24 protein-coding genes and 1 pseudogene are annotated in these 26,597 nt (G+C 60.7%); 14 read left to right on the top strand and 11 right to left on the bottom strand.

Going from position 1 to position 26,597, the window contains the following annotated elements; all coding sequences use genetic code 11:
• Positions 1–46 precede the first annotated feature (46 nt).
• Positions 47–1,735, bottom strand: a complete 1,689-nt coding sequence (locus tag J1777_RS11280) for a PHA/PHB synthase family protein (RefSeq protein WP_479723409.1) — start codon at positions 1,733–1,735, stop codon at positions 47–49.
• Positions 1,736–2,037: 302 nt separating this feature from the next.
• On the opposite strand from J1777_RS11280, the gene dnaB reads away from it, so the two are divergent.
• Together dnaB and J1777_RS11270 are read left to right on the top strand one after the other, a co-directional pair.
• A complete protein-coding gene (dnaB, locus tag J1777_RS11275) occupies positions 2,038–3,477 on the top strand; it encodes a replicative DNA helicase (RefSeq protein ID WP_207575796.1) in 1,440 nt (479 codons plus the stop codon).
• Between the two features lie 64 nt (positions 3,478–3,541).
• Complete coding sequence (locus J1777_RS11270) at positions 3,542–4,108, top strand: hemerythrin domain-containing protein (RefSeq protein ID WP_207575795.1); 567 nt, start codon at positions 3,542–3,544, stop codon at positions 4,106–4,108.
• Between the two features lie 68 nt (positions 4,109–4,176).
• On the opposite strand, the gene J1777_RS11265 is transcribed toward J1777_RS11270, so the two are convergent.
• Positions 4,177–4,878, bottom strand: coding sequence for a YggS family pyridoxal phosphate-dependent enzyme (locus tag J1777_RS11265; protein ID WP_207575794.1), 702 nt, complete (start codon positions 4,876–4,878; stop codon positions 4,177–4,179).
• A 40-nt stretch (positions 4,879–4,918) separates the two neighbouring features.
• On the opposite strand from J1777_RS11265, the gene J1777_RS11260 reads away from it, so the two are divergent.
• From J1777_RS11260 to J1777_RS11250, 3 genes are read left to right on the top strand one after another with little or no spacing between them, the layout of a single operon-like run.
• Complete coding sequence (locus J1777_RS11260; protein WP_207575793.1) at positions 4,919–5,962, top strand: PilT/PilU family type 4a pilus ATPase; 1,044 nt, start codon at positions 4,919–4,921, stop codon at positions 5,960–5,962.
• Between the two features lie 53 nt (positions 5,963–6,015).
• Positions 6,016–7,149 carry a PilT/PilU family type 4a pilus ATPase gene (locus tag J1777_RS11255; RefSeq protein WP_207575792.1) on the top strand — a complete coding sequence of 378 codons (1,134 nt, stop codon included), beginning with the start codon at positions 6,016–6,018 and terminating at the stop codon, positions 7,147–7,149.
• A 41-nt stretch (positions 7,150–7,190) separates the two neighbouring features.
• Complete coding sequence (locus tag J1777_RS11250) at positions 7,191–8,114, top strand: NAD(P)-dependent oxidoreductase (protein WP_207575791.1); 924 nt, start codon at positions 7,191–7,193, stop codon at positions 8,112–8,114.
• 182 nt (positions 8,115–8,296) lie between these two features.
• On the opposite strand, the gene J1777_RS11245 is transcribed toward J1777_RS11250, so the two are convergent.
• Complete coding sequence (locus J1777_RS11245; RefSeq protein WP_207575790.1) at positions 8,297–8,962, bottom strand: mechanosensitive ion channel family protein; 666 nt, start codon at positions 8,960–8,962, stop codon at positions 8,297–8,299.
• Positions 8,963–9,203: 241 nt separating this feature from the next.
• Positions 9,204–10,754, bottom strand: coding sequence for a lysine--tRNA ligase (lysS, locus tag J1777_RS11240; RefSeq protein ID WP_207575789.1), 1,551 nt, complete (start codon positions 10,752–10,754; stop codon positions 9,204–9,206).
• Positions 10,755–11,042: 288 nt separating this feature from the next.
• Between lysS and J1777_RS11235 the strand changes: the two genes are divergently transcribed.
• Positions 11,043–11,594 carry a YggT family protein gene (locus J1777_RS11235; protein ID WP_207575788.1) on the top strand — a complete coding sequence of 184 codons (552 nt, stop codon included), beginning with the start codon at positions 11,043–11,045 and terminating at the stop codon, positions 11,592–11,594.
• Positions 11,595–11,631: 37 nt separating this feature from the next.
• Here the strand turns inward: J1777_RS11235 and J1777_RS14470 are convergent, their stop codons facing one another.
• From J1777_RS14470 to J1777_RS11205, 6 genes are all read right to left on the bottom strand, one after another.
• Entirely contained in the window at positions 11,632–13,473 is a 1,842-nt protein-coding gene (locus tag J1777_RS14470; RefSeq protein WP_207575787.1) for a methyl-accepting chemotaxis protein, read from the bottom strand.
• 180 nt (positions 13,474–13,653) lie between these two features.
• Entirely contained in the window at positions 13,654–14,727 is a 1,074-nt protein-coding gene (leuB, locus tag J1777_RS11225) for a 3-isopropylmalate dehydrogenase (RefSeq protein WP_207575786.1), read from the bottom strand.
• Between the two features lie 114 nt (positions 14,728–14,841).
• On the bottom strand, positions 14,842–15,501 hold the full coding sequence (gene leuD / locus J1777_RS11220; protein WP_207575785.1) for a 3-isopropylmalate dehydratase small subunit: 660 nt from the start codon (positions 15,499–15,501) through the stop codon (positions 14,842–14,844).
• Positions 15,502–15,505: 4 nt separating this feature from the next.
• Positions 15,506–15,670: an entericidin domain-containing protein gene (locus J1777_RS11215; protein ID WP_207575784.1), complete on the bottom strand. Its 165-nt coding sequence runs from the start codon at positions 15,668–15,670 to the stop codon at positions 15,506–15,508.
• 38 nt (positions 15,671–15,708) lie between these two features.
• Positions 15,709–17,130 carry a 3-isopropylmalate dehydratase large subunit gene (gene leuC / locus J1777_RS11210; protein ID WP_207575783.1) on the bottom strand — a complete coding sequence of 474 codons (1,422 nt, stop codon included), beginning with the start codon at positions 17,128–17,130 and terminating at the stop codon, positions 15,709–15,711.
• A gap of 71 nt (positions 17,131–17,201) precedes the next feature.
• On the bottom strand, positions 17,202–18,152 hold the full coding sequence (locus J1777_RS11205; RefSeq protein WP_207575782.1) for a LysR family transcriptional regulator: 951 nt from the start codon (positions 18,150–18,152) through the stop codon (positions 17,202–17,204).
• Between the two features lie 172 nt (positions 18,153–18,324).
• Here J1777_RS11205 and arsC point away from each other — a divergent pair, with 172 nt between their 5' ends.
• The gene (arsC, locus tag J1777_RS11200; protein WP_207575781.1) at positions 18,325–18,696 is read left to right on the top strand and encodes an arsenate reductase (glutaredoxin); all 372 of its coding nucleotides are present in this window, start codon (positions 18,325–18,327) and stop codon (positions 18,694–18,696) included.
• 19 nt (positions 18,697–18,715) lie between these two features.
• Here arsC and J1777_RS11195 read toward each other — a convergent pair whose 3' ends face one another.
• Positions 18,716–19,750: a YcjF family protein gene (locus tag J1777_RS11195; protein WP_207575780.1), complete on the bottom strand. Its 1,035-nt coding sequence runs from the start codon at positions 19,748–19,750 to the stop codon at positions 18,716–18,718.
• Between the two features lie 285 nt (positions 19,751–20,035).
• Here J1777_RS11195 and J1777_RS11190 point away from each other — a divergent pair, with 285 nt between their 5' ends.
• The 7 genes and pseudogenes from J1777_RS11190 to J1777_RS11160 all read left to right on the top strand — a co-directional run.
• Positions 20,036–20,806: an ABC transporter ATP-binding protein gene (locus J1777_RS11190; protein WP_207575779.1), complete on the top strand. Its 771-nt coding sequence runs from the start codon at positions 20,036–20,038 to the stop codon at positions 20,804–20,806.
• 1 nt (position 20,807) lies between these two features.
• Complete coding sequence (locus J1777_RS11185; protein WP_207575778.1) at positions 20,808–21,518, top strand: ABC transporter ATP-binding protein; 711 nt, start codon at positions 20,808–20,810, stop codon at positions 21,516–21,518.
• A gap of 47 nt (positions 21,519–21,565) precedes the next feature.
• Positions 21,566–22,771, top strand: coding sequence for an ABC transporter substrate-binding protein (locus J1777_RS11180; protein WP_207575777.1), 1,206 nt, complete (start codon positions 21,566–21,568; stop codon positions 22,769–22,771).
• Between the two features lie 42 nt (positions 22,772–22,813).
• Positions 22,814–23,698, top strand: a complete 885-nt coding sequence (locus tag J1777_RS11175) for a branched-chain amino acid ABC transporter permease (RefSeq protein ID WP_207575776.1) — start codon at positions 22,814–22,816, stop codon at positions 23,696–23,698.
• 15 nt (positions 23,699–23,713) lie between these two features.
• Entirely contained in the window at positions 23,714–24,700 is a 987-nt protein-coding gene (locus tag J1777_RS11170) for a branched-chain amino acid ABC transporter permease (RefSeq protein WP_207575775.1), read from the top strand.
• 120 nt (positions 24,701–24,820) lie between these two features.
• Entirely contained in the window at positions 24,821–25,753 is a 933-nt protein-coding gene (locus J1777_RS11165) for a DMT family transporter (protein WP_207575774.1), read from the top strand.
• An 81-nt stretch (positions 25,754–25,834) separates the two neighbouring features.
• Positions 25,835–26,470 (top strand): annotated as a pseudogene (locus J1777_RS11160) (Y-family DNA polymerase); the annotation flags it as partial.
• Between the last annotated feature and the right edge of the window lie 127 nt (positions 26,471–26,597).

Genomic DNA, 26,597 nt, shown 5'->3' with positions numbered 1-26,597 from the left:
CTAAAGCTTCGTGCGCATGCGCAGAGCGCATGCACGGGGCAGGGGGTTATTTCTCCAGCACGTATTCGCCCGGTGCGTCCATCAGCACGGGGTAGTCTTTGCTGCCCAGGGTGGGGGGAGTGACGGCCGGGCCGCTGCTGCGCTCTTTGAGCCAGTTGCTCCAAGTGGGCCACCACGAGCCTTCTTCGCGCGGGGCCTGCTGCAGCCAGTCTTCGTGCGACAGGTACTGGCCGCCCACTTCGCGCTTGAGGATTTGGTAGTGGCGGTTTTTGCGCCCGGGTTCGCTGACGATGCCGGCGTTGTGCCCGCCCTTGGTGAGCACAAAGGTCAGCTCGGCGGGGGTCATGTAGTGCAGCTTGTACACCGAGCGCCAGGGCGCCACGTGGTCGGTGTAGGTGGCCACGCAGAAGATGGGGGTGCGCACATCGGCCATCACCACCGGTTTGCCGCGCACGGGGTAGCGGCCGCCGGCCAGGTCGTTGTTCAGGAACAGGCGGCGCAGGTACTGGGCATGCATCAGCGCCGGCATGCGCGTGGCATCGGCATTCCAGGCCATCAGGTCGATCATCTTGCCGCGCTCGCCCAGCAGGTATTCGCTGACCATGCGCGACCACAGCATGTCGTAGGAGTTGAGTAGCTGGAAGGCCCCTACCATCTGCCCGGCCTGCAGGTAGCCGGTTTCGCGCATTTGGGCTTCGAGCATGGCCAGTTGGCTGTCGTCGATGAACAGCGCCAGTTGGCCCGGCTCGGTAAAGTCAGTTTGTGCGGTAAACAGCGTCATCGAGGCCAGGCGGTCCTGCCCGTCACGGGCCATGGCGGCGTTGGCGATCGACAGCAGTGTGCCGCCCAGGCAGTAGCCGGCAGCGTGGACTTTTTGCTTGGGCACGATGGCATTGATGGCATCCAGCGCGGCCTCTACACCCAGGGCCAGGTAGTCGTCCATGCACAGGGTGGCTTCGTCCACACCGGGGTTTTTCCACGAGATGCAAAACACCGTGTGGCCCTGGCTGACCATGTATTTGATGAGCGAGTTGTGCGCCGACAGGTCCAGGATGTAGTACTTCATGATCCAGGCGGGCACGATCAGCACCGGCTCAGGCTGCACTTTGTCGGTGGTGGGGCTGTACTGGATCAGCTCGATCAAGCGGTTGCGGTACACCACTTTGCCGGGGGTGGCGGCAATGTTTTTGCCCACAACATAATCCTCGGTGCCCGCCGGCGGCAGACCTTGGCTGGTGCGGCCCAGGTCGTCCAGAAAGTTGAGCATGCCCTGTTGCAAATTGGCACCGCCGGTTTCCATGGTTTTTTGTAGCACCACGGGGTTGGTCAGTGGGTAGTTGCCCGGCGAGAGCATGTCCACCCCTTGCCGGGCCATGAAGGACACCACATCTTCGTGGTGCTTAGAGACACCGGGCAGGTTCTGGGTGGCCGATTTCCACCACGTTTCGGTATTCAAGAAGGCTTGGCTGGTCACGTTGAATGGCCACTGCTGCCAGGCTGGGTCGGCAAAACGGCGATCGGGCTTGGCGGCTGGCGCTTGCGGCGCATCGGTAGGCCGGGGCAGGGCGTTTTGCCACAGTTGTTGCATTTGCTCCAGGCCCAGGCTGAACAGCTCCAGGCGCTTGCCAGGGGCAAAGGCCAAGTGACCGGCCCAGTCGATGCCCGCCAGGGACAGCGACATGGGCGACAGGGAGTGGGTCATCTTGGCCAGACCGGCCAGCATCTTGATATCCAGCGGCGTTTTGCGTACTGCAGGATTGGGTGTTTCTGTGGCCGGATCGTTGGCGCAGCTGGTCGTGATCGGGAGTGCTTTGGCGGTGGGGGTTTTTTGAGTTTTCTCAGGCTTGGTGGACACGAAGGCTTCTCCTAGAAAAGGTGTCTGCGAGGATGAGGGTCGGGGAATTCGCCTCAGTGTAGCGGCTCCCCAAGAACAACAACAATAGATTTGCTGCATCGCAGCAAAATGACGGCCCGTGGATGCCAGGGTTTTGCTTGACTGGGCTACCATTTCCGGCTTTTTTGCTGATAAAGATACCCATGGAACCCGTGATGCCCCCTCTGGATGAGGCCGAAATTTTTGCACCTTCTGCGTCGGCCGATATGCCCCACGACCTGGATTTGGCCCAGTTGCGCCTGCCGCAGTTTTCGATGGAATCGGAATCAAGTGTGTTGGGTGGCCTGCTGCTGGACAACAACGCCTGGGACCGCGTGGGCGACCTGCTCACGGAGGGTGACTTTTACCGCCACGAGCACCGCTTGATCTTCATGGCGGTGAGCAAGCTGATCAATGACAGCAAACCGGCCGATGTGATCACGGTGTTTGAACACCTGCAAGCCCAGGGCAAGGCGCAGGAGGTGGGTGGCATTGTGTACCTCAACCAACTGGCCCAGTACGTACCCAGCGCGACGAACATTCGCCGCTATGCAGAAATCGTGCGCGAGAAGGCGATTTTGCGCAAATTACTCACGGCCAGCGATGAAATCGCCACCCAGGCACAAAACCCCCAGGGCAAGCCGGTAGAGCGCATCCTGGACGAAGCGGAGCAAAAAATCTTTGCCATTGGCGAAGAAGGCTCGCGCATGAAGCAGGGTTTTCAGTCGCTCGATACCTTGGTGGTCGATTTGCTCGATCGCGTACAGGAAATGGCCGACAACCCCATGGATGTCACCGGCGTGCCCACGGGGTTTGCCGATCTGGATCGCATGACCAGCGGCCTGCAAGCGGGCGACCTGGTGGTGCTGGCCGCACGGCCGTCGATGGGCAAGACCTCGTTTGCCGTGAACATTGCGGAGCACGTGGCGCTGCATGAGCAATTGCCCGTGGCCATCTTCTCGATGGAAATGGGCGCGGCGCAGCTGGCGGTGCGTATCGTCGGCTCGATTGGCCGCATCAACCAGGGCAATCTGCGCACCGGCAAATTGACCGATGAAGAATGGTCGCGCCTGTCCGAGGCCATCGAATCGTTGCGCCAGGTATCGCTGCACATTGACGAAACCCCGGGCCTGACCCCTTCAGAACTGCGGGCCAACGCCCGCCGCCTGGCGCGCAGCTGCGGCAAGCTGGGGCTGATCGTGGTGGACTACTTGCAGCTCATGAGCGGCTCAGGCAGCGGCACCAGTGGCGACAACCGGGCCACCGAGTTGGGCGAAATCTCGCGCGGCTTGAAGATGCTGGCCAAAGAGCTGCAGTGCCCGGTGATTGCGCTGTCGCAGCTCAACCGCTCGGTCGAGCAGCGCACCGACAAGCGCCCGATGATGAGCGACCTGCGTGAATCCGGCGCCATCGAGCAGGATGCAGACATCATCATGTTCATTTACCGCGATGATTACTACAATAAAGATAGCAAAGAGCCCAACGTGGCCGAAGTCATCATCGGCAAACAGCGCAATGGCCCGACTGGCACCGTCAAGCTGTACTTTCAGAAAAATCAAACACGGTTCGAAAATTTGGCTTTGGGTGCTAGTAATGATGTGTAACTTGATTTACAGTCACGCCTCTATTTAAATCACAATTCCTACAATTTATAAGCGTGGAGTAAGCATGTTTGGCTTTTTTAAAGCTAAGAGTAAGCCTGAGGCGGCCTCTGGAGGGGATGCCGTCGATACCCTTCCTCCTGTAATAAAAGAACAGTCGTTTATTTCGGTGGTTCCACAGGCAGCACCTGAGGGCATTCCTTATTACCCGAATTTTATTGAAGAGCTGGTGCATGACCACCAAATGATGGCGGCACTGAAAAAGAGTATTCGCCGTGCATTTTTACGCCAAGATTTGAAAAAAACAGAAAAGCGATTAGAAGAATTTGCTTCTGTTTTTCGCAGTCATATTCTGAAAGAAAACGTTCGGATGTATGCTTATTTACAGCAGCAATTTACGGACGAAAAAATCAATATAGAGCTTGTTAAGTATTTTCGTAAAGAAATGAATGGCATTGCGCGGACAGTACTTTCGTTTCTAGAAAAATATGAATCGCTGCAGCAACTTTCAGAAGAACAATTAAACAAATTTTTAATTGATTTGGAAAATATCAGTAAAGTCATTCACGAGCGCATGCAGCGCGAAGAAGAAAAACTTTACCCTTTGTATTTGCAAATCGCAGCGCCCAACTAGGGATGCTCTGTACGAATCGAGCGGCAAGCCTGCTCTGCGGGCGGCGCGGCGATGTGTGCAGAGCGTCCCTAGCTGCGGGCACCAAAAATACCGCTGCCTACGCGCACCATGGTGCTGCCGGCCGCGATGGCGCTGGCCAGGTCGGCGGTCATGCCCAGGCTGATAGTGTCCAGCGCGGCCAGGCCCGGCAATTGCTGTAATTGGTGAAACACAGCCACCACCTGCTGGTGCACCGCCAGCATCGCGGCGGCATCGGGTTGCGGGTCGGGGATGCTCATCACGCCGCGCAGTTGTAAACGTGGCAGCTGGGCGATGGCCTGGGCCAATGCTGGGGCCTCGGCGGGGGTGCAGCCCGATTTGGTATCGCCGCCATCCGCATTCACCTGAATGCACACCTGCAGCGCGGGCAAGTGTGCCGGGCGCTGCTCGGACAGGCGCTGGGCGATTTTCAGGCGGTCGATGGTGTGTACCCAATCAAAGTGCTCGGCCACCAAGCGGGTTTTATTGCTTTGAATGGGGCCGATGCAGTGCCAGGTCAAGCGCGGCAGATCGGCCATGGCCGACAGAGCGGCGATTTTTTCCACGCCTTCTTGGATGTAGTTTTCGCCAAAGTGGCGCTGCCCGGCCAAGGCCGCCTCACGCACTGCGCTGGCGGGGAAGGTTTTGGAAACCGCCAGCAGCAGCACGCTCTCGGGGCTGCGCCCCGCCTGGGTGGCGGCGCTGGCAATTTGCGCAGTGACTGCGCGAAGTTGGGTGGCAATCGTGGTCATAATCTGCGCGAGCGTACCAAACCTAACCAGGAGAAATCACGTGGACATTACGAGTTTGCTGGCCTTCGGAGTCAAAAACAAAGCTTCGGACTTGCATTTATCCGCTGGCCTGCCCCCCATGATCCGCGTGCATGGCGATGTGCGGCGCATCAATGTCGAGCCACTGGACCACAAAATGGTGCACAGCATGGTGTACGACATCATGACCGACGGCCAGCGCAAGGCCTACGAGGAAGACCTGGAGGTGGATTTCTCCTTTGAGATCGCCGGACTGGCCCGTTTCCGGGTGAACGCCTTCAACCAGTACCGGGGCGCAGCGGCGGTGTTTCGTACCATTCCCAGCAAAATCCTGACGCTGGAAGACTTGAATGCACCCAAGATTTTTGCCGATCTGGCCCTCAAGCCGCGCGGCTTGGTGCTGGTCACCGGCCCGACTGGCTCGGGCAAATCGACCACCTTGGCGGCCATGGTGGATTACCTCAACAGCAACGAGCAGGGCCACATCCTGACGGTGGAAGACCCGATTGAATTTGTCCACCAGTCGAAAAAATGCCTGGTCAACCAGCGCGAAGTGGGGCCAATGACCAAGACCTTCTCGGCCGCGTTGCGCTCGGCCCTGCGCGAAGACCCGGACTGCATTTTGGTGGGAGAGATGCGCGATTTGGAAACCATTCGCCTGGCCATGACGGCGGCGGAAACCGGCCACCTGGTCTTTGGCACGCTGCACACCTCCAGCGCCGCCAAAACCATCGACCGGGTGATTGATGTCTTTCCGGCCGAAGAAAAAGAAATGGTGCGGGCCATGCTGTCCGAATCCTTGCAGGCCGTGATCTCGCAGGCGCTGTGCAAAACCAAGGATGGCAACGGCCGGGTGGCGGCGCACGAAATCATGATTGGCACCAGCGCCATTCGCAACCTGATTCGCGAGGCCAAGGTGGCGCAAATGTATTCGGCCATCCAAACCGGCTCGAACGTGGGCATGCAAACGCTGGATCAAAACCTCACCGAGCTGGTGCGCCGCAACATCATCAGCGCCGCCGAAGCCCGCGCCAAGGCCAAAAACCCGGAAAACTTCCCCGGCTAAGCACAGCGGCCAGACCAACATTTTGTTTTTAAAACGCAAAGGACGCTTCACGTATGGAACGCGATCAGGCCAGTAAATTTATCAACGACCTGCTGCAGCTAATGGTCAATCGCAAGGGCAGTGACTTGTTCTTAACGGCTGAATTTCCGCCCGCGATCAAGGTCGATGGTGCGGTGGCGCGGGTGTCGCCGCAGCCGCTGTCGCCCAATCACACCATGGCGCTGGCCCGTTCCATCATGAGCGACCGCCAAATGGCCGAGTTCGAGCGCACCAAGGAATGCAACTTTGCCATCTCCCCAGCCGGGATTGGGCGCTTTCGAGTGAATGCCTTCATTCAGCAAGGGCGCGTGGGCATGGTGCTGCGGACGATTCCGGCCGACATCCCCACCATCGACCAGCTGGGCCTGCCCCAGGTGCTCAAAGACGTGGCCATGACCAAGCGTGGCCTGTGCATTTTTGTGGGCGCGACGGGCTCGGGCAAATCTACCTCGCTGGCGGCCATGGTCGATTGGCGCAACCAGAACTCGTTCGGCCACATCATCACCGTGGAAGACCCGATCGAATTTGTGCATCCGCACAAAAACTGCATCATCACCCAGCGCGAAGTGGGCTTGGATACCGACAGCTGGGAAGCGGCCCTGAAAAACACCCTGCGCCAGGCCCCCGACGTGATTTTGATGGGCGAGATTCGCGACCGCGAAACCATGGAGCACGCCATCGTCTTCTCAGAGACGGGGCACCTGTGCATGGCCACCTTGCACGCCAACAGTGCCAACCAGGCCTTAGACCGCATCTTGAATTTCTTCCCCGAAGAGCGGCGTGAGCAATTGCTGCTGGATTTGTCGCTGAACCTGCGCGGCATGATCTCGCAGCGTTTGATGCCGCGCCAGGGCACCAAGGGCCGCATTGCCGCGCTGGAGGTGCTGCTCAACACCCCACTGGTTTCCGACCTGATCGCCAAGGGCGACGTGGTGGAGATCAAAGAAATCATGCAAAAAAGCCGTGAGCTGGGCATGCAAACCTTTGACCAGGCGCTGTTTGACCTGTTCGAGGCGGGCTCCATCACCTACGAAGATGCGCTGCGCAACGCCGACTCGGTGAACAACCTGCGCCTGCAAATCAAGCTGCACAGCCAGCGGGCCAAGTCTGACCTGATGGCCGGCACAGAAAATTTCAAAGTGATGTAAATCCCATCCTGGATGCACAGCAAAAACAAGGAGAGAACCCCATGACCGTTGCACAACAAACCAACCCCCGCAGCTACCCGGATGCCACGCCGCGCAAAGTGGCCTTTTTAGGTCTGGGTGTGATGGGCTGGCCCATGGCAGGGCATTTGGCGCTGGCCGGGCACACGGTCACGGTGTTCAACCGCACGGCCGCCAAAGCACAAGCCTGGGCGCAAGCCTTTGCGGCAACAGGCCGTGCGCACCATGCCAGCACGCCGCGCGAAGCAGCCCAAGGGGCCGATATCGTCCTCATGTGCGTCGGCAACGATGACGACGTGCGCAGCGTGGTGCTGGGGCCTGATGGTGCTTTGGCGGGCATGCAATCGGGCAGCATTTTGATTGACCACACCACCGCCTCGGCCCAGTTGGCGCGGGAGCTGTACGCCACCGCCCAGCAGCAGGGCGTAGCGTTTGTGGATGCCCCGGTCTCTGGTGGGCAAGCCGGGGCGCAAAACGGGCAACTCACCATCATGTGCGGTGGCGACGAGGCCGCCTTTGCCACGGCCGAGCCGGTGATGGCCTGCTTTGGCCGCGCCGTCACCCTGATGGGGCCCAGCGGCAGCGGGCAGCTGACCAAAATGGTCAATCAAATTTGCATTGCCGGGCTGGTGCAAGGCCTGTCCGAGGCGGTGGCCTTTGGCCAAAAAGCCGGTCTGGACATGGACAAAGCCCTGCAAGTGATTGGCAAAGGCGCGGCGCAAAGCTGGCAGCTCGATAACCGGGGCAGCACCATGGTGCGCGATGAATTCAACTTCGGCTTTGCCGTCGATTGGATGCGCAAAGACCTGGGGCTGGTGCTGCAAGAAGCCCAGCGCAACGGTGCCCGCCTGCCCGTAACAGCCCTGGTCGATCAGTTTTACGCCGATGTGCAGGCCCAAGGCGGCGGGCGCTGGGATACCTCCAGCCTGATTGCCCGCCTGCGCTAGCCCGGTAATCTCCCCTTCCTTAGAACGTGTTCATGGTCTCGAATGAAGGTGTGGGGGATGCGGTTCGGGATGGGCTGCGAGGCGCAAACCATAGCAATAGCTTGGCTATTGCGAGGATTTGCAACGACGCAGACCGCCCGAAGCCGCGCTCGCACACCCATGAGGAGATCGTGAACACGTTCTTAGGTCGGCTGCGTGGCCTTAGGCTCTTTCTCGGCGGCTGGGGCCGGGGCGCTGCTGGCCGGGTTGTGCGTTTTGCCGGCGGGCACCTCGCTACCGGCCCGCCAGCGGCGCAGCACGCGCTGAAAGATCAAGGCGTTGGGGATTTGCACCTGTGCCCCGGCATTGGCCTCTGATATGTCCTCCAAGGTGGTGTAGAGCAGGTTGATGTCCACCACTTTGCCCAGGGCACCGGGCTTTTCGGCGTTGTCCAGCAGCTCAATCGTGTCGCCCACCACAAACGGGCGACCGGTAAAGATCAGGAAAGCGCAAAACAGGTTGGACAGCACGCTCCAGGCCGCAAAAAACGCCACCGCACCCACGGTGGCAAAGCCGGTAAACGCCGACCACAGCACCGTGGCCGAAACCCCCAGGCGCTCCAGCACCAGCAGCACCGCACCGCTGACGATAAGCCAGCGCACCACCACATTGATGGGCATGAGCAGCTCGTGCGGCAGCTGGTAATGCGTGCTGGCACGGCGCAGCACACGGCGCACCAGCCGGTGCAGCAGCCAGGCACAAAAAACAATCAGCACAATTTGCAGCAGCGGCACCATCACGTCCAGCCACTCCTGCAGCCAATCGGGCAAATGGGTATGCCAGCTTTGCCAGCGTTGTAAAGGTTTCATAGCAAAAAAATAAAAAGGGCACTGTGCCAGTGCCCTGAAATGGTCAATGCAGTGGCGTGGGCCGCTGTAAGAACGTGTTCACGATCTCCTCATGGGTGTGCGGGCGCGGCTTCGGGCGGTCTGCGTCGTTGCAAATCCTCGCAATAGCCAAGCTATTGTTGTGGTTTGCGCCTCGCAACCCATCCCGAACCGCATCCCCCACACCTTCATTCGAGATCATGAACACGTTCTAAGCCGATTTTTACGGCTGTTCGCGGCGCAGGGCGGGGAACAAGATCACATCGCGGATGCTGGCGCTGTCGGTCAGCAGCATCATCAGGCGGTCAATGCCAATGCCGCAGCCGCCGGTGGGTGGCAGGCCGTATTCCAGCGCGCGCACAAAGTCGTGGTCAAAGTACATGGCTTCGTCGTCGCCGCTGTCCTTGGCCTCGACCTGGGCGTTGAAGCGGGCCGCCTGGTCTTCGGCATCGTTCAGCTCCGAGAAACCATTGCCAAACTCGCGCCCGGTGATGTACAGCTCAAAGCGCTCGGTCACTTCCGGGCGCTCATCATTGGCGCGCGCCAGTGGGCTGATTTCGGTGGGGTGCTCCATGATGAAGGTGGGGTTCCACAGCTTCTCTTCCACCACCTCTTCAAAGTACAGCACCTGCAGGCTCGCCAGGCTGCGCGTGGACAGCTTGTCTTTGCCCTCGTTCATGCCCAGCTTGCGCAAGGCGTTGGTCAGCCAGTCGCGGTTGGTCACGTTCTCGCCGGCATCGGTGTATTTCACGATGGCCTGCGGAATGCTCAGGCGCTCAAACGGTGCGGCCAAGTCCACCGGCTTGCCGGCATAGGTGCAGTCCAGGGTGCCCACGGCCTTCATGGCCGCATCGCGGATGAGCTGCTCGGTAAAGTCCATCAAATCGCGGTAATTCCACCACGCCGCGTAGAACTCCATCATCGTGAACTCGGGGTTGTGGCGCACGCTGATGCCTTCGTTGCGGAAGTTGCGGTTGATCTCGAATACCCGCTCAAAGCCACCCACCACCAGGCGCTTCAAGTACAGCTCCGGGGCAATGCGCAAATACATCTCTTGGTCCAGCGCATTGTGGTGCGTGACAAACGGCTTGGCATTGGCCCCACCGGGGATGGGGTGCAGCATGGGCGTTTCGACCTCTAAAAAGCCGTGCTGCACCATAAAGTCGCGAATGCCGGCCACCGCCTTGCTGCGGGCCACGAAGCGGGCGCGGGCATCCTCGTTCATCATCAGATCGACGTAGCGCTGGCGCACCTTTTGCTCCAGATCGGCCATGCCGTGGAACTTGTCGGGCATGGGGCGCAGGCTCTTGGTCAGCAGGCGAATTTTGGTGGCCTTGATCGACAGCTCGCCCGTCTTGGTCTTCATCAGCGTGCCCTCGGCACCGATGATGTCGCCCAAATCCCACTTTTTAAAGTCGTCGTACACCGCCTCGCCCACGGTATCGCGGGCGATGTACAGCTGGATGCGCCCGGTGGCATCTTGCACCGTGGCAAAGCTGGCCTTGCCCATAACACGCTTGAGCATCATGCGCCCGCCCACGCTGACGGTGACGGGGCTGGCCTGCAGCGCTTCGGTGTCCAGCGCGTTGTACTGCGCGGCCAGGGCGGCGGCGCGGTGCTGGGGTTTGAAGTCGTTGGGGAAGGCGGCAACGCCCTGGGCCTGGGCCTGCTCACGGATGGTTTTAAGTTTCTCACGGCGCTCGGCAATGAGTTTGTTTTCATCTTGGGGGGCGGCAGCCGCATCGGCCAGCGGCAAATCAGTGGTGTCAGACATGGGAGCAAAAGGGCCGCGCGGGGCCAAGGGTGAACAGGAAAAAAACGAGCCAAAGCGGGCGATTCTAATTTTTTTGCGCCCGCTGTTGGCTTGCATGGCTTAATCTTGCGCCCAAGCTGGATTTGCCAGGGCTTATCGCCATGAACGCACTGCTGTGTTGGCAGTCCAGCACAGGGTTACTATTTTTAAAATAGCTTGTACCGCTGATTGTTAAACGATTTTAAGCAATAAAAACCTTGAACTTGTTTAAATTAAAGCGGCAATAGCTATCGTCTCATTGAGGTTGGAATGTTCGGCCAAATTTTTGCTTTTTTATTGGAGGTGGCCAGCGGCCTGGTCGCCGGCGCGTGCCTGCTGCGCCTGTACATGCAGCTGCTGCGCGTGCCCTTTGGCAACCCTGTGGGGCAACTGGTGTTTGCCTTGTCGGATTGGCTGGTGCTGCCGCTGCGCCGGGTGATTCGCCCCAGTGGCAAGATTGATCTGTCCTGCCTGCTGGGCGCGGTGCTGGTGCAGCTGCTGCACTATTTGGTTTTGTGGGCAGTTTTGGGGGGCGCAGCCAGCCCGGTACTGATCCCGTTGCTGGCGCTGTTTGGCCTGCTGCGCATGGTCTTGACCGGGTTGATCGGCATTTTGCTCATCCACGCCATATTGTCCTGGGTGCAACCGCACGCCCCCGTGGCCCCCATTTTGGCGCGGCTGTCCGAGCCGGTGCTGCGCCCACTGCGGCGCATCATTCCGCTGGTGGGCAATGTCGATTTATCGCCCTTGGTGGCATTGATCGCGCTGCAGGTGCTGCTGATGGTGCTGGCCAATGTGCAGTTCAATTTGATGGGGCGCTAGGGGCGCTAGGGGCCGGAGCAGCCCCTGCTTTAGACGTTTAGAAAGTTTCCCAATCGTCATTGGCCTGGTGACCGGTGGGTGCTGCAATGCGTGCTGCTGGGGCGGGTGCTGACCGGGGCGCTGCGGGTGACTTGGCGGCTGTGGCAGCAGGCTTAGCGGCAGGCTTGGCAGCGGCGGTGCTACTGCGTTGGCCCAATTGCGGTGCGGTGGTGTTGGTGACGTTGGCCACAGGGCTTGGGCTGGGCGCGGGGCTGGACACAGACCGCGCTGGCGGTTGCGCGGTGGTGCTGGGGCGGCGCATGGCATTTTCATGGCGGCCCAGTTGGAACACGGCCACGGCCTCTACCAGTTGTTGGGCTTGCTGGTTCAGGCTGGAGGCAGCGGCGGCAGACTCTTCCACCAGCGCCGCGTTTTGCTGCGTCATCTGGTCGAGTTGGGCCACGGCCTCGCCCACCTGGCCAATGCCCACGGTTTGCTCGCTGGTGGAAGCGCTGATCTCGCGGATCAGGTCGGTCACGCGCTGCACTTCTTGCACGATGTGCTGCATGGTGCTGCCGGCGGTATCCACCAAACGGCTGCCCGCGTCCACGGTTTCCACGCTGTTGCCAATCAGGGTTTTGATTTCTTTGGCTGCCTCGGCACTGCGTCCGGCCAGGCTGCGCACCTCGGCGGCCACCACGGCAAAGCCCCGGCCTTGCTCACCGGCACGTGCTGCCTCCACGGCAGCGTTCAGCGCCAAGATATTGGTCTGAAACGCAATGCCATCAATCACGCCGATGATGTCGGAAATCTTGCGCGAAGCGGCGTTGATCTGCTCCATGGTCTGCACCACCTGCTGCATCACCTCGCCACCTTGCGTGGCCGCTTGGCTGGCGCTGGCGGCCAGCTGTGTGGCCTGGCGGGCCGTGTCGGCGCTGGTTTGCACGGTGCTGGAGATTTCTTCCATCGAGGCGGCGGTTTCTTCCAGATTGCTGGCTTGGGTTTCGGTGCGCTGCGACAGGTCGCTGTTGCCCGTAGCGATTTGCTGCGCACCGGTGGCAATGCTGTCGCTGCTCTCGCGCACGGTGCTGACAATGCGGCGCAGCGCCGCCTGCATCTCGTGCATGGCATGCACCACGCTACCGGGTTTGGCCTGTTGGGTGTCGATGTGCGTGCTCAGATCGCCCGAGGCAATCGCATTGGCCGCGTTGGCCACATCGCCGGGCTCACCGCCCAACTGGCGGGTCAGGCTGCGCGTAATCAGCACCCCCAGGGCCACGCCCGCCAGCACGCCACCCAGGGTCAGCACGATCATCAGGGTGCGAATGTTGGCGTAAATGGCATTGGTCTCTTCGCTCAAATTCTTGGCGCTGGCGCTTCTGCGCTCCACCAGCTGCGCCATCTGGGCGCTGGCTTTGTTGACTGCCGGAGCCCCTGCGCTGAACAAATGCTGCGTGGCACTGCCCATCTCAGGCAAAGGGTCGTTGGGCAGTTTGGTGGCCATCTCTTTGGCGATCACCTCATACGCCTCCAAAGCCTGGATGGTGTCGGTCAGCTTGGATTGGCCCGTGGACGTGGAGAAGTAGGGCGCTGCGGCTGCCAGCCCTGCCTTGGAGCGGTCCAGGCGCTGCTGCATATCGTTCAGGTGGCGCGTGCGCTCTTGCTCGGTGGGCGCCAGCATGGCACTGCGCACCGAGCGCGTGGCCTCAACCATGTCTATATTGGCCGCCGAAACGTGCTGCGCACCCACCATCTCGCGCTCGTACATCAAAGAGGCCAGATCGCTGAGTTCGCTGGTTTTGAGGATGCCCAGCACACCGATGATGGCGCCAATCACTGCGACGGCCAAAAACCCGGCAATGAGCTTGGTGCCCACTTTCATATCGCTTAAAGCGTTCATGTTTTCTCCTGTGGTGTTTAGGGTGTGGATGTTGTGGATGGAACTGGGGCGCAAGCCCTGGGTGTGGAGCGTGAAGACAAGCCCGTTACCACTGCGCGACCATAGCAGGAGATGGAGGCGATAAAAAAAGCGCCGCTCCAGTGACGCAGAGCGGCGCTTTTAGCGTAAAAGATGGCGCAATTACAGCGCCGCCACCACGGCATCGCCCATTTGGGCGGTGCTTACTTTGGTGGTGCCTTCGCTGTAGATGTCGGCGGTGCGCAGGCCCTGGGCCAGCACTTTTTGCACGGCCGCTTCGATGCGCTGGGCAGCGGCTTCGTGGCCCAGGCTAAAGCGCAGCATCATGGCGGCCGATAGGATGGTGGCCAGCGGGTTGGCGATGCCTTGGCCGGCGATGTCGGGGGCGCTGCCGTGGCTGGGCTCGTACAGGCCTTGTTTTTTGTCGTTCAGGCTGGCCGAGGGCAGCATGCCAATCGAGCCGGTGAGCATGGAGGCTTCGTCCGACAGGATGTCGCCAAACATATTGCCGGTGACCACCACGTCAAAGCGCTTGGGCGCGCGCACCAGTTGCATGGCGGCGTTGTCCACGTACATGTGATCGAGCTGCACATCGGGGTATTGCTGGCCCACCTCGGTCATCACGTCCTTCCACAGCTGGAAGGTTTCCAGCACGTTGGCCTTATCGACGCTGGTGACGCGCTTGCTGCGTTTTTGTGCGGCTTGGAAGGCAACGTGGGCGATGCGCTCGATCTCGGGGCGGCTGTAGCGCATGGTGTCAAAGGCTTCTTCGGCACCGGGGAAATGCCCGTCTTCGGCGGTGCGCCGGCCCCGCGGCTGGCCAAAGTAGATATCGCCGGTCAGCTCGCGGATGATGAGGATGTCCAGGCCCGAGACCAGTTCGGGCTTCAGGCTGGAGGCATTGACCAGCTGCTCGTAGCAGATGGCGGGGCGAAAGTTGGCGAACAGGCCCAGGGCTTTGCGCAGGCCCAGGATGGCTTGCTCAGGGCGCAGGGCGCGTTCCAGGGTGTCGTATTTCCAGTCGCCCACGGCACCGAACAGGATGGCGTCGGATTCTTGCGCCAGTTTCAGCGTAGCGGGGGGCAGGGGGTGGCCAGCGGCCTCATAGCCTGCGCCGCCGACGGGGGCGGTTTCCAGCTGCAAATCCAGGTTCAAGGCGTGCAAGACTTTGACGGCTTCGGCAATGATTTCCGGGCCGATGCCGTCGCCGGGCAGGATGGCGATTTTCTGGGTCATGGTGTTTCCTTTTTTTGCAATAGTGATAGCTGTTTCCGCTTGATTCATAAGGTATTTACAACAATAGCCATTAAAAAATGGCTATTGGTCAGCGGGAATAGCTTTGGTTTTTAATTACTTGGCACCCACCAAACTGTGGGCCAGCCAGGGTTTGCTGGCCAGGCGCTGGGCTTCAAAGGCGGCGATTTTGTCTTTGTGGCGCAGGGTCAGGCCGATGTCGTCCAGCCCGCCGAGCAGGCAGTCGCGGCGGAAGGCATTGACTTCAAAGGGGATTTCCTCGCCCTGGGGGCGCACGATGACCTGGCGCTGCAGGTCGATGGTGAGCTGGTAGCCGGGGAAGGCAAACACTTCGTTGAACAGCAGATCGACCGTGGCCTCCGGCAGCACGATGGGCAGCATGCCGTTTTTAAAGCAGTTGTTGAAAAAGATGTCGGCAAAGCTGGGCGCGATCACGCAGCGAAAGCCGTACTGCTCCAACGCCCAGGGGGCGTGTTCGCGGCTTGATCCGCAGCCAAAGTTTTTGCGCGCCAGCAGCACCGATGCGCCTTGGTAGCGTGACTGGTTGAGCACGAAGTCGGGGTTGGGCTTGCGCTCGGACTCGGGCACGCCGGGCTGGCCGGGTTGATCGAGGTAGCGCCATTCGTCGAACAGGTTGGGGCCAAAGCCGGTTTTCTTGATCGATTTGAGAAATTGCTTTGGGATGATCGCGTCGGTATCGACGTTTTCGCGGTCCATGGGCGCGACCAGGCCCTGGTGGATGGTGAATTTCTGCATGGTGTTATTTGGCGATTTCTTGAATTTTTTCTCCGGCTTTTTCAATGCCTTGGCCCGTGGCCTGGCCGGCGCGTTTGGTGTCTTCTTTCACGCCGTACCAGGTGTTGCCGCAGCCGCTCAGGGCCAAGACCAAGGCTGCCAGTGCGATGGGGGTAAAGAATTTCTGCATGACCGTGCTCCTAGAAAAAGAGAGAGAAAAAACAGGGTTTAAGCAAATTGGCGAATGTCCACAAAGTGGCCGGTGATGGCCGCGGCCGCCGCCATGGCGGGGCTGACCAGGTGGGTGCGGCCACCAGCGCCTTGGCGGCCTTCAAAGTTACGGTTGGACGTGGAGGCGCAGCGCTCGCCCGGCTCCAACCGGTCGGCATTCATCGCCAGGCACATGCTGCAGCCCGGTTCGCGCCATTCAAAACCGGCGGCTTTAAAAATGGTGTGCAGGCCTTCGCTTTCGGCCTGGGCTTTGACCAGGCCCGAGCCGGGCACCACCATGGCCAGTTTGACGTTGTTGGCCACTTTTTGGCCCATTTTTTGCACCACGGCGGCTGCGGCGCGCAGGTCTTCGATGCGGCTGTTGGTGCAGCTGCCGATAAAGACTTTGTCGATGCAGATATCGGTAATTGGCTTGCCTGGCTCCAAGCCCATATAGGTCAGCGCCCGCTCCATGGCGGCGCGTTTGTTGGCATCTTTTTCTTTTTCTGGATCGGGCACGTGGGTGTCGGCCCCGGCGACCATCTCCGGGCTGGTGCCCCAGGTCACTTGCGGCACGATGTCGGCCGCTTGCAGGGTGACGATGGCATCCCACTGCGCATCGTCGTCGGAGTGCAGGGTGCGCCAGTAGGCCACGGCTTGTTCCCATTCCACCCCGGTGGGGGCCAGGGGGCGGCCTTTGACGTATTGGATGGTTTTGTCGTCCACGGCCACCAGGCCGGCGCGGGCACCGGCTTCAATGGCCATGTTGCACACCGTCATGCGTCCTTCGATAGACAGGTCGCGGATGGCCTGCCCGGCAAATTCAATGGTGTAGCCGGTGCCGCCTGCGGTGCCGATCTTGCCGATGATGGCCAGCACGATGTCTTTGGCGGTGATGCCGGGGGCGACGCTGCCCTCCACTTTGACCAGCATGTTCTTGGCTTTTTTGGCCAGCAGCGTTTGCGTGGCCATGACGTGCTCGACCTCGCTGGTGCCAATGCCGTGCGCCAAAGCGCCAAACGCGCCGTGGGTGCTGGTATGGCTGTCACCGCAGACCACGGTCATGCCCGGCAGGGTGGCCCCTTGCTCGGGGCCCATGACGTGGACGATGCCCTGGCCCTTGTCCATAAAGGGGAAGAAGGCGGCGGCACCAAATTCGGCAATGTTGCTGTTGAGCGTGGTGATTTGCTCTTTGCTGATGGGGTCGGCAATGCCGTCGTAGCCCTGCTCCCAGCCGGTGGTGGGGGTGTTGTGGTCGGCGGTGGCCACCACCGAGCTTTGGCGCCAGAGTTTGCGCTTGGCCAGACGCAGTCCTTCAAACGCCTGGGGGCTGGTTACCTCGTGTACCAGGTGGCGATCGATGTAGAGAATAGAGGTGCCGTCTTCCTCGGTGTGGATGACGTGCTCATCAAAAATCTTGTCGTACAGGGTGCGTCCCATGTTGGCTAACTCTCTGGGTTGGGATAAAAAAAGCCTGCCAGCCGTCAAGCTGGCAGGCTGTGTGGGGGATTCTAGGGAGCGTTGCTGGCGTTGGAAGAGGCTGGCTCCCAGCCTTTGCCGAGGTGTTCCACCAGCAAACGCGATGTCACCGGCAGCGCGTCAAAGTCGCGGGCGACCAGGCTTAAGGTGCGCTGCGCCCAGGCATCGGTCAGCGGCACGCTGCGCAGGCGGCCCACGCCTTGCATCAGCTCAAAGGCGCGGTGCGGGATCAGGCCCACGCCCAGGCCGTTGTCGATCATGCGGCACATGGCATCCAGGCTGGTGACCTGAATGCGCTGGCGCAGGGCCGTGCCGCTGCGGGTGGCCGCGCCGCGCATGGCCAGGCTGATGGAGCTGCCGCCGTGCAGGCCGACCACGTCCCAGTCCAGCACTTCTTCGAAAGCGATGGCGCTGCGCTCGGTCAGCGGGTGGTCTTCGGGGGCCACCAGCACCAGGTGGTCGGTGCGGTAGGGGCGGGTTTGCAGGCCGTTGGGGTTGGCCTGGCCCATGTTGCAGATGCCGATGTCGGCCGTGCCTTCATGCACGGCTTGCAGCACGTCGGCCGACAGGTGCTCTTGCAGGTCAATCTTGATCTGGCTGTGCTCCCGGGCAAAGCTGCCCAGGTCTTCCGGCAAAAACTGCACGATGGAGGAAATGGTGGCGTGCATGCGCACGTGGCCGCGCACGCCGTCGGAGTATTCGGACAGCTCGCCTTGCATGCGCTCCAGCCCATAGAGCACGTTGCGGGCATGGTGCAGCAGGCTCTCGCCCGCAGGGGTCAGCGTCACGCCCCGGCTGTGGCGGTAGAGCAGGGCGGTATCGACGGCGGCTTCTAAATCGGACAGGCGCTTGCTCACCGCCGAGGCGGCGATGTATTCGCGCTCGGCGGCGCGGCCAATGCTGCCCAGCTCGCACACGGCAACAAACAGTTGCAGTGAGGTCAAATCAATGCGGCGAGCGAAGCTGCGTTCGGAGTTTTTCATGGCAAGTCCTCTTGAATTGCGAAGTATGAAGGAAAAAATTCAATAAAAAACGCTTTGACATCGCAGAATGTGATTTCAAGCAGCGTTTTTTGGCAATGGAGATATCGCCGATCATGCACACAAAATACCCTGCACTGAAAGAATTTTTCCCTCTGCCTACACTTGCCGCCCTATGAACAGTGCCTCTCCCCCCGCCACCATGGTCACCATCTTTCACAACCCTGCCTGCAGCAACTCGCGCGGCGCTTTGCAATTGCTGCGCGAGCGCGGCATTGAGCCCCTCGTGATTGATTACCTGGCCACGCCGCTGACCGCCCCCGAGCTGGCCGAGCTGGTGGCGCACATTGGCCAACCCGTGCGCGAGCTGCTGCGCAACAAAGAGGCGCAGTACCAAACCCTGGGCATCGACAACCCGGCCATGAGTGATGCGCAAATTTTTGCCCTGGTGGCCCAGCACCCGCGCCTGCTCAACCGCCCCATCGTGGTCACGCCGAAGGGCGCGGCCCTGTGCCGCCCGCCAGAGAAGGTGCTGGCCTTGCTTTGATTTTTGGAAGTTTTAAATCCTAGCCTCCGCGCACCATCGACATGATCTTGGCCATATTCAGCTCACGGGCCGTGGCCTGGATTTGTGGCATGTAGCGCTCTTGCTGCTGGCGGCCATCCTGCATGACGTGCTGGTAGGCGTTCTTCAGCATCTCGGTGGACAGCGTGCGTCCGCCAGCGTAGTACTGGTTGGCCACGTGGCCCAGGGCGTAGGTGCTGGCAAAGCTCATACCGCTGCTGACGGCTTGGCGGCCCAGCCCGCCCAGAAGCCCCTTGCCCTTTTTGCCCAGCAGGCCGCTAAGTAGCTTGCGCCCGGCCTCTTCCAGGTACTGCGAGGTCAGGCCCACGCCCAAGGCGGCCAGCAAATCCTTGATATGTCCGCGGTCCAGCTCATAGCCGTAGCTTTGGCCGATTTGGTACACCAACCGCATCTGCAGCGGAATGATGGCCAGTGTGGACAGGTTCTCTGGCAGCAACTCAATGGCACCGTTCATGATGGATGCTTTGAGGATTTTGCTGTCCATCGCCTCGCGCGACAACGTGCCTGGGCGGCGTTGCTGGTTGGGACTGCCCAGGCCATCGACGGCCGTGGGGTGGGGCACGGCTGCATCCTGCGGCAAGCTGGCCTCGGGTACGGCGGCCTGCAACGGCATGTCGGCCACCACCTGGGCCTGCTGCTCAAACTCGGTATAGCTGCCGCCGCTGGCCGTGCCCAGCGCACCACCAGACCCCCCCATGCCCCAGGCTTGGCGCACCTGCGCCAAAAATGCCTCTTCCTTGGGGCTGGTGTGGCCGTCGGCATCGCACACGCACACCACCATCTCATAAGCCAGCTGGCGTGCCGTGGGGCTGCTCAGGGTGGCCAGCACCTGCGGCAGACTCACGCGGCGCAGCAGCACATCCTGGTAGAGACCGGGCAGGTGAATCGCCTGGTCGCGGGCCAGGCCCTCGGCCACTTGGCGGATCTGCTCGCGCTCGCGGTCATGCTTTTCGCCATCGGCAAAGGCGGCCAGCAGGCAGAGCGTTACGGTGGCGCGGATTTCTTCTTGGGTCATCAAAACTCCTTAAATAGCTATGGGTTCAGGGCCGCACTATAGGTACAGATGGGCAGCCATTGGTGCCGTCTGCCGTTGCTGTAATGCAGTGCAGCCACGCTTTGATTGGATCGCTGTTATTGCGTTGCGGACCATGGAAAATTTTTTGGATTGATTGATTTAAAAGTTTTTTATTTTGCGTTACGTAAATTGACGTACCGCCGTTTGCCCTTAGGCACTTGTCCCAATGTGGTGTAAGCCTGCTGTAACTAGGATCGCTCATTCAAATTGTCTAATTTCCAGCTCATGAGTGACACGATTCTTCAAACAACGGGCCTGACCAAAGAGTTCAAAGGCTTTACTGCCGTCAGCGACGTGAATTTGGCCGTGCGCCGAGGTTCCATCCATGCGCTGATTGGGCCCAACGGGGCCGGCAAAACCACTTGCTTTAATTTGCTGACCAAATTTTTGGTGCCCACAGCGGGCAGCATTGTTTTCAATGGGCAGGACATCACCCAGGAGCAACCAGCGCAGATTGCCCGCCGGGGGGTGATTCGCTCGTTCCAAATTTCTGCGGTCTTCCCCAACTTCACTTTGCTGGAGAACGTGCGCCTGGCACTGCAGCGCAAGCTGGGCACCAGCTACCACTTTTGGCGCAGCAGCAAAAGCCTGCACCAGCTCGATGACCGGGCCCGTCAGCTGCTGGCCGAGGTGGGCCTGGAGGCCATGGCCGATGAGGTCACGGTAAACCTGCCCTATGGCCGTAAACGCGCCCTGGAAATTGCCACCACCTTGGCCATGGAGCCTGAGCTGATGCTGCTGGACGAACCCACCCAGGGCATGGGCCACGAAGACGTGGACCGCGTGACGCAGTTGATTAAAAAGGTGTCGGCAGGCCGCACGATTTTGATGGTGGAGCACAACATGAAGGTGGTCTCCACCATTGCCGACCGCATCACCGTGCTGCAGCGCGGCATGGTGCTGGCCGAGGGCGATTACGCCCAGGTGTCCAGCAACCCCCAAGTGATGGAGGCCTATATGGGCAGCACCGAAGTCGAACTGCAAGGGGCGCATTGAGATGAACACGCCCGCATTGGAAATTCAAGGCCTGCAGGCCTGGTACGGCGAATCGCATGTCTTGCACGGCGTGGACATGGTGGTGCAGCCCGGCGAGGTGGTCACCCTGCTGGGGCGCAACGGCGCGGGGCGCACCTCGACCCTGCGGGCCATCATGGGGCTGACGGGCTCGCGCCAAGGCTCGATCAAGGTGTATGGGCAGGAAACCATTGGCCTGCCCACCCACCGCATTGCCCACCTGGGGCTGGGCTATTGCCCCGAAGAGCGCGGGATTTTTTCCAGCCTGTCGTGCGAGGAAAACCTGCTGCTGCCCCCGCAGCTCAAAACCAACCAGGCCAGCATGTCGGTCGAGGAAATCTACGCCATGTTCCCCAACCTGGCCGAGCGCAAAAACAGCCAGGGCACCCGTTTGTCTGGCGGGGAGCAGCAGATGCTGGCCGTGGGGCGGATTTTGCGCACCGGGGCCAAGCTGCTGCTGCTCGATGAGATTTCCGAAGGGCTGGCCCCGGTCATCGTGCAGGCGCTGGCCCGCATGATCATCATGCTGCGCGAAAAAGGCTTCACCGTGGTGATGGTCGAGCAAAACTTTCGCTTTGCTGCGCCGCTGGCCGACCGTTTTTACGTGATGGAACATGGCCGCATGGTCGAGCACTTCACCGCCAAGGAGCTGCAAGCCAAGATGCCGGTGCTGACCGAGTTGCTGGGCGTTTGACCCGGCTTTTTTTCGAAACTTTTTCCCAACCCTACGAGGAGACAACCATGCAAGCACGCAAACTCAAAACATTGGCCGCTGCCCTGAGCGCGGCCGGTTTGGCGCTGTGCGCCGTTCAGGCCCAGGCTCAGGAGAAAGTGAAAATCGGCTTTATTACCGATATGTCCAGCGTGTATGCCGACGTGGACGGCAAAAATGGTGCCTTGGCCATTCAGATGGCGATTGACGATTTTGGCGGCAAGGTGCTGGGCAAGCCCGTGGAGCTGCTGTCGGCCGACCACCAAAACAAGCCCGATATTGCCGCCAGCAAATCGCGCGAGTGGGTGGACACGCAAAACCTGACCATGCTGTTTGCCGGCACCAACTCGGGCGTGGCCCTGGCCATGGCCAAGGTGGCCGATGAGAAAAAACGCGTGTTCTTTGTGAACGGTGCCGGCTCTTCGGCGCTGACCAACGAGCAGTGCACACCTTACACCGTGCATTACGCCTACGATACCGTGGCGTTGGCCCGGGGCACGGGTTCGGCGGTGGTCAAGGACGGCGGCAAGAGCTGGTTCTTTTTGACGGCCGATTACGCCTTTGGCCATGCGCTGGAGGCCGATACGGCCAAGGTGGTGAAAGACAGCGGCGGCCAGGTGCTGGGCAATGTGCGCCATCCGTTGAACGCCTCGGACTTCTCCTCGTTCTTGCTGCAGGCGCAAAACTCCAAAGCGCAAATCCTGGGGCTGGCCAACGCCGGGGGTGACACCATCAACGCCATCAAGGCGGCCCGCGAATTTGGCATTAACAAAAGCATGAAGATGGCCGGCCTGCTGGTGTTCAACTCTGACATCCACAGCTTGGGCCTGAAAAACACCGAAGGCCTGTACCTGACCACCAGCTGGGACTGGAACCTGAACGAGCAGAGCCGCGCGTTTGGCAAAAAATTCTTTGCCAAAACCAAGCGCATGCCCACCGACGTGCAGGCGGCCAACTACTCGGCCACGATGAACTACCTCAAAGCCATTGAAGCGGCGGGCACCACCGATGCCGATGCTGTGATGGCCAAGCTCAAATCCACGCCCATGGATGACTTCTACGGCAAGGGCGTGATCCGCCCGGATGGCCGCTATGCCCACGATATGTACCTCATGCAGGTCAAGGGCCAGAAAGACTCCAAGGAAGCCTGGGACTACTACCGCGTGGTGGCCACCTTGCCAGCCGAGCAGGTGTGGACGACCAAGGCCGAGTCCAAGTGCGCCCTGTGGAAGTAAGCGTTTTGGTGTGATCAACTCCCTTTTGCGGTAGTCATCTGTATGGAATTTTTTGGTATCTCCGCCCCGGCGCTGCTCAGCCAGCTCTTGTTGGGGCTGGTCAATGGCTCGTTCTACGCCATCCTCAGCCTGGGGTTGGCGGTGATCTTTGGCCTGCTGAACGTCATTAACTTTGCCCACGGGGCGCTGTTTATGCTGGGGGCCTTGCTCACGTGGATGGGGCTGGAGTACCTGGAAGTGAACTACTGGGTGATGCTGCTGCTGGCCCCGCTGATCGTCGGGGTGCTGGGCGTGCTCATCGAGCGCTTTTTGCTGCAGTGGATTTACAAACTCGATCACCTGTACGGCCTGCTGCTCACGCTGGGGCTGACCATGGTGATTGAGGGGGTGTTCCGCTCGATCTACGGGGTCTCGGGCCTGGGCTACGACACCCCCGAGGTGCTGGAAGGGGCCACCGATCTGGGCTTCATGATCCTGCCCAACTACCGCGCCTGGGTGGTGGTGGCCTCGATCGTGGTGTGCCTGGCCACTTGGTACGTGATTGAGCGCACCAAGCTGGGGGCGTACCTGCGCGCTGGCACAGAAAACCCGCGCCTGGTCGAGGCCTTTGGTGTGAACGTGCCCGTCATGATCACCCTGACCTATGCCTTTGGTGCCGCCTTGGCCGCGTTTGCCGGGGTGCTGGCTGCGCCGGTGTACCAGGTCACGCCGCTCATGGGGCAAAACCTGATCATCGTGGTGTTTGCCGTGGTGGTGATTGGCGGCATGGGCTCGATCATGGGCTCCATCCTGACCGGCCTGGGCCTGGGCGTGGTCGAGGGGCTGACCAAGGTGTTCTACCCCGAGGCTTCGTCCACCGTGGTGTTTGTCATCATGGCCATCGTGCTGCTGATCCGCCCGGCGGGTTTGTTTGGTAAAGAAAAATAAGCGGGGCACAAAATTATGAATATGCAAAAGATGGCCCCGGTCGGTTACGGCGTGCTGTTGCTGGCCTTGTTGGCCGCGCCCTTTCTGGGGGCCTACCCGATTTTTGTCATGAAGCTGCTGTGCTTTGCCCTGTTTGCCGTGGCCTTCAACCTGCTGCTGGGCTATACCGGGCTGCTCTCGTTCGGGCATGCGGCCTTTCTGGGCGGCGCGGCCTATATCTGTGGCTATGCGATCAAAGATGTGGGGGCCACCCCCGAAATCGGCTTGCTGGCCGGCACGGCCAGCGGGGCGCTGCTGGGGCTGGTGATGGGCTGGTTCACCATTCGCCGCCAGGGCATTTACGCCACCATGATTACCCTGGCGCTGGCGCAAATGCTGTTTTTTGCCTGCCTGCAAGCGCCGTTTACCGGTGGCGAAGACGGCCTGCAGGGCGTGCCGCGCGGCAAGCTGTTTGGCCTGCTCGATTTGCAAAGCGATTTGGTGATGTACTACGTCACCGTGGTGATTGCGACGGCGGCCTTTTTGCTCATCGTGCGCACCATTCACTCGCCTTTTGGCCAGGTGCTCAAAGGCATCAAAGAAAACGAGGCCCGCGCCACCTCGCTGGGCTACGACACCAACCGCTTCAAGCTGCTGGCCTTTGTGATTTCGGCGGCCATTGCCGGGCTGGCCGGTTCGCTTAAAACCCTGGTGCTGGGCTTTGCCACGTTGTCCGATGTGCACTGGAGTATGTCCGGCCACGTGGTGCTGATGACCCTGGTGGGCGGCATGGGCACCTTAAGCGGCCCGCTGGTGGGCGCGGTGGTGGTGGTGGCGCTGGAAAACAAGATCGGCGACCTGGGCGCTTGGCTGGCACGAACGACGGGGGTTGAGTGGTTCTCCACCCTGGGCCAATCGGTCACCATCGTCACCGGGCTGATTTTTATTGTGTGCGTGCTGGCATTTCGCCGCGGCATCATGGGCGAGTTGATCGCCTGGCTGCAAGGGCGCGGCAAGTCGTAGAATCAAAACTGTTGTAATTCTTAAAAAGAGAGCGCTTTGCGCTTGGTTATCAAGGTGTTTCATGTTGAATACGCATGAAATGCCGAAAACCAAGCGGTAAGCGCTCCTTTTTTGTTTCTAATGTTCGATTCTCTTGCCAGTGCGGCCTGGCTGTGGGTGCCTTGCACCTTGTTTGCCGCAGCGGCGCAAACCGTGCGCAATGCCGCGCAGCGCACGCTGACCGATGAAGTCGGTGCCCTGTCCGCCACCTTGGTGCGCTTTCTGTTTGGTCTGCCCCTGACGGTGGCTTGGGTGGCATTTTTGTATTGGGGGCCGGGCAGCACGGCCTGGCTGCCAGATTTCAACCTGCCCTACCTGGGCTGGATCGGCATGGGGGCGTTCTTTCAGATCTTTGCCACGGCGGCGCTGCTGCGGGCCATGCAAGAGCGCAACTTTGCCGTGGCCGTCACCCTCTCGAAAACCGAGGTGCTGCAAGTTGGCCTGTTCAGCGTGGTGCTGCTGCACGAGTTGCCCACCGGCATGGCCGTGCTGGCCATGGTGGTGGCCACCCTGGGCGTGCTGCTGCTGGGGTTGCCGCGCCAGGGGCAGCTGCTGTCGTGGCGGGCCTGGTGCAGCAAATCGGCCATGTATGGGCTGCTGGCCGGTGCGGGATTTGCCATTTCCACCATCGGGTTTCGGGGTGGCTCTTTGGCGCTGGGCGACGCGGTAGCCCCCTGGGTGGCCGGTGCCTGGGGCGTGCTGATTGCGCAGACCCTGCAATCCATCGGCCTGGGCGGCTGGGTGGCTTGGCGCACGGGCCTGGGGCCGATCTTTCGCGCCTGGCGCACCTCCTTGCTGGCAGGCAACATGGGCGCGGCCGCTTCGCTGGCCTGGTTCACCGCGTATGCCATGCACAACGTGGCCGATGTGCGCACCCTGGGCATGATCGAAGTGGTGTTCAGCTACCTGGTCTCGCGCCGCGTGCTCAGGGAAAACCTCTCGCGCCCAGAGCAGATCGGCATCGCCTTGATGCTGGTGGGGCTGGTGCTGATTTGCCTGCCGCTGGGCGCTTGAATTGCGGGCTGGCGACAATCAGCGTCTGTGACAACGACTGGCCCTTCCTCCCCTTTGCCGCGCCGCGTGGCCCATTTGGACATGGATGCGTTTTTCGCCTCCGTGGAGTTGCTGCGCTATCCCCAGCTCAAGGATTTGCCGGTGGTGATCGGCGGCAGCCGCTTTACCCCGCAGCAAGAGGCGGCGTTGGTGCAGCGCTGGGGCAGCCTGGCGCAGATGCCGCTGGCGGCGTTTGAGCGCCTGGGCGGCTATGTGGGCCGGGGGGTGATTACCACCGCCACCTACGCGGCGCGGCAGTTTGGTGTGGGCTCGGCCATGGGGTTGATGAAGGCGGCGCGGCTGTGCCCGCAGGCGGTTTTGTTGCCCATCGACTTTGCCCGCTACCGGGCCTATTCGCAGCGGTTTAAAGAGGTGATTGTGGCGCTGGCCCCGGTGCTGGAAGACCGGGGCGTGGACGAGGTGTACATCGACTTCACCCATGCCGAAGGTGGGCAGGAAGCCGGCGGGCAGGCGCTGGCGCAGCGGCTGCAGGCAGCGATTTTTGCCGCCACGGGGCTGACTTGCTCGATCGGCGTGGCCCCGAACAAGCTGCTGGCCAAGATGGCCAGCGAATTTAACAAGCCGCGTGGCATTGCCATCGTCTGGCCGCACGACCTGCAAGAAAAAATCTGGCCGCTGCCTTGCCGCAAGATCAACGGCATCGGCCCCAAAGCCAACTGAATCGCCCAGGCTTTCCTAGACGCCTTGGAGCCTCAGGAAGTGACGCCGCTCAAACTCGGCAGGCGGCAGGCCGTCAGCACTGGAATGACGACGTCTGGGGTTATAGAACATTTCGATGTAGTTG

The sequence above is a fragment of the Comamonas denitrificans genome, assembly GCF_017368815.1.
GTDB lineage: Bacteria > Pseudomonadota > Gammaproteobacteria > Burkholderiales > Burkholderiaceae_C > Comamonas > Comamonas denitrificans.
The sequence above is the reverse complement of the archived record's forward strand: the minus strand, read 5'-3'. Positions and strand labels throughout refer to the sequence as shown.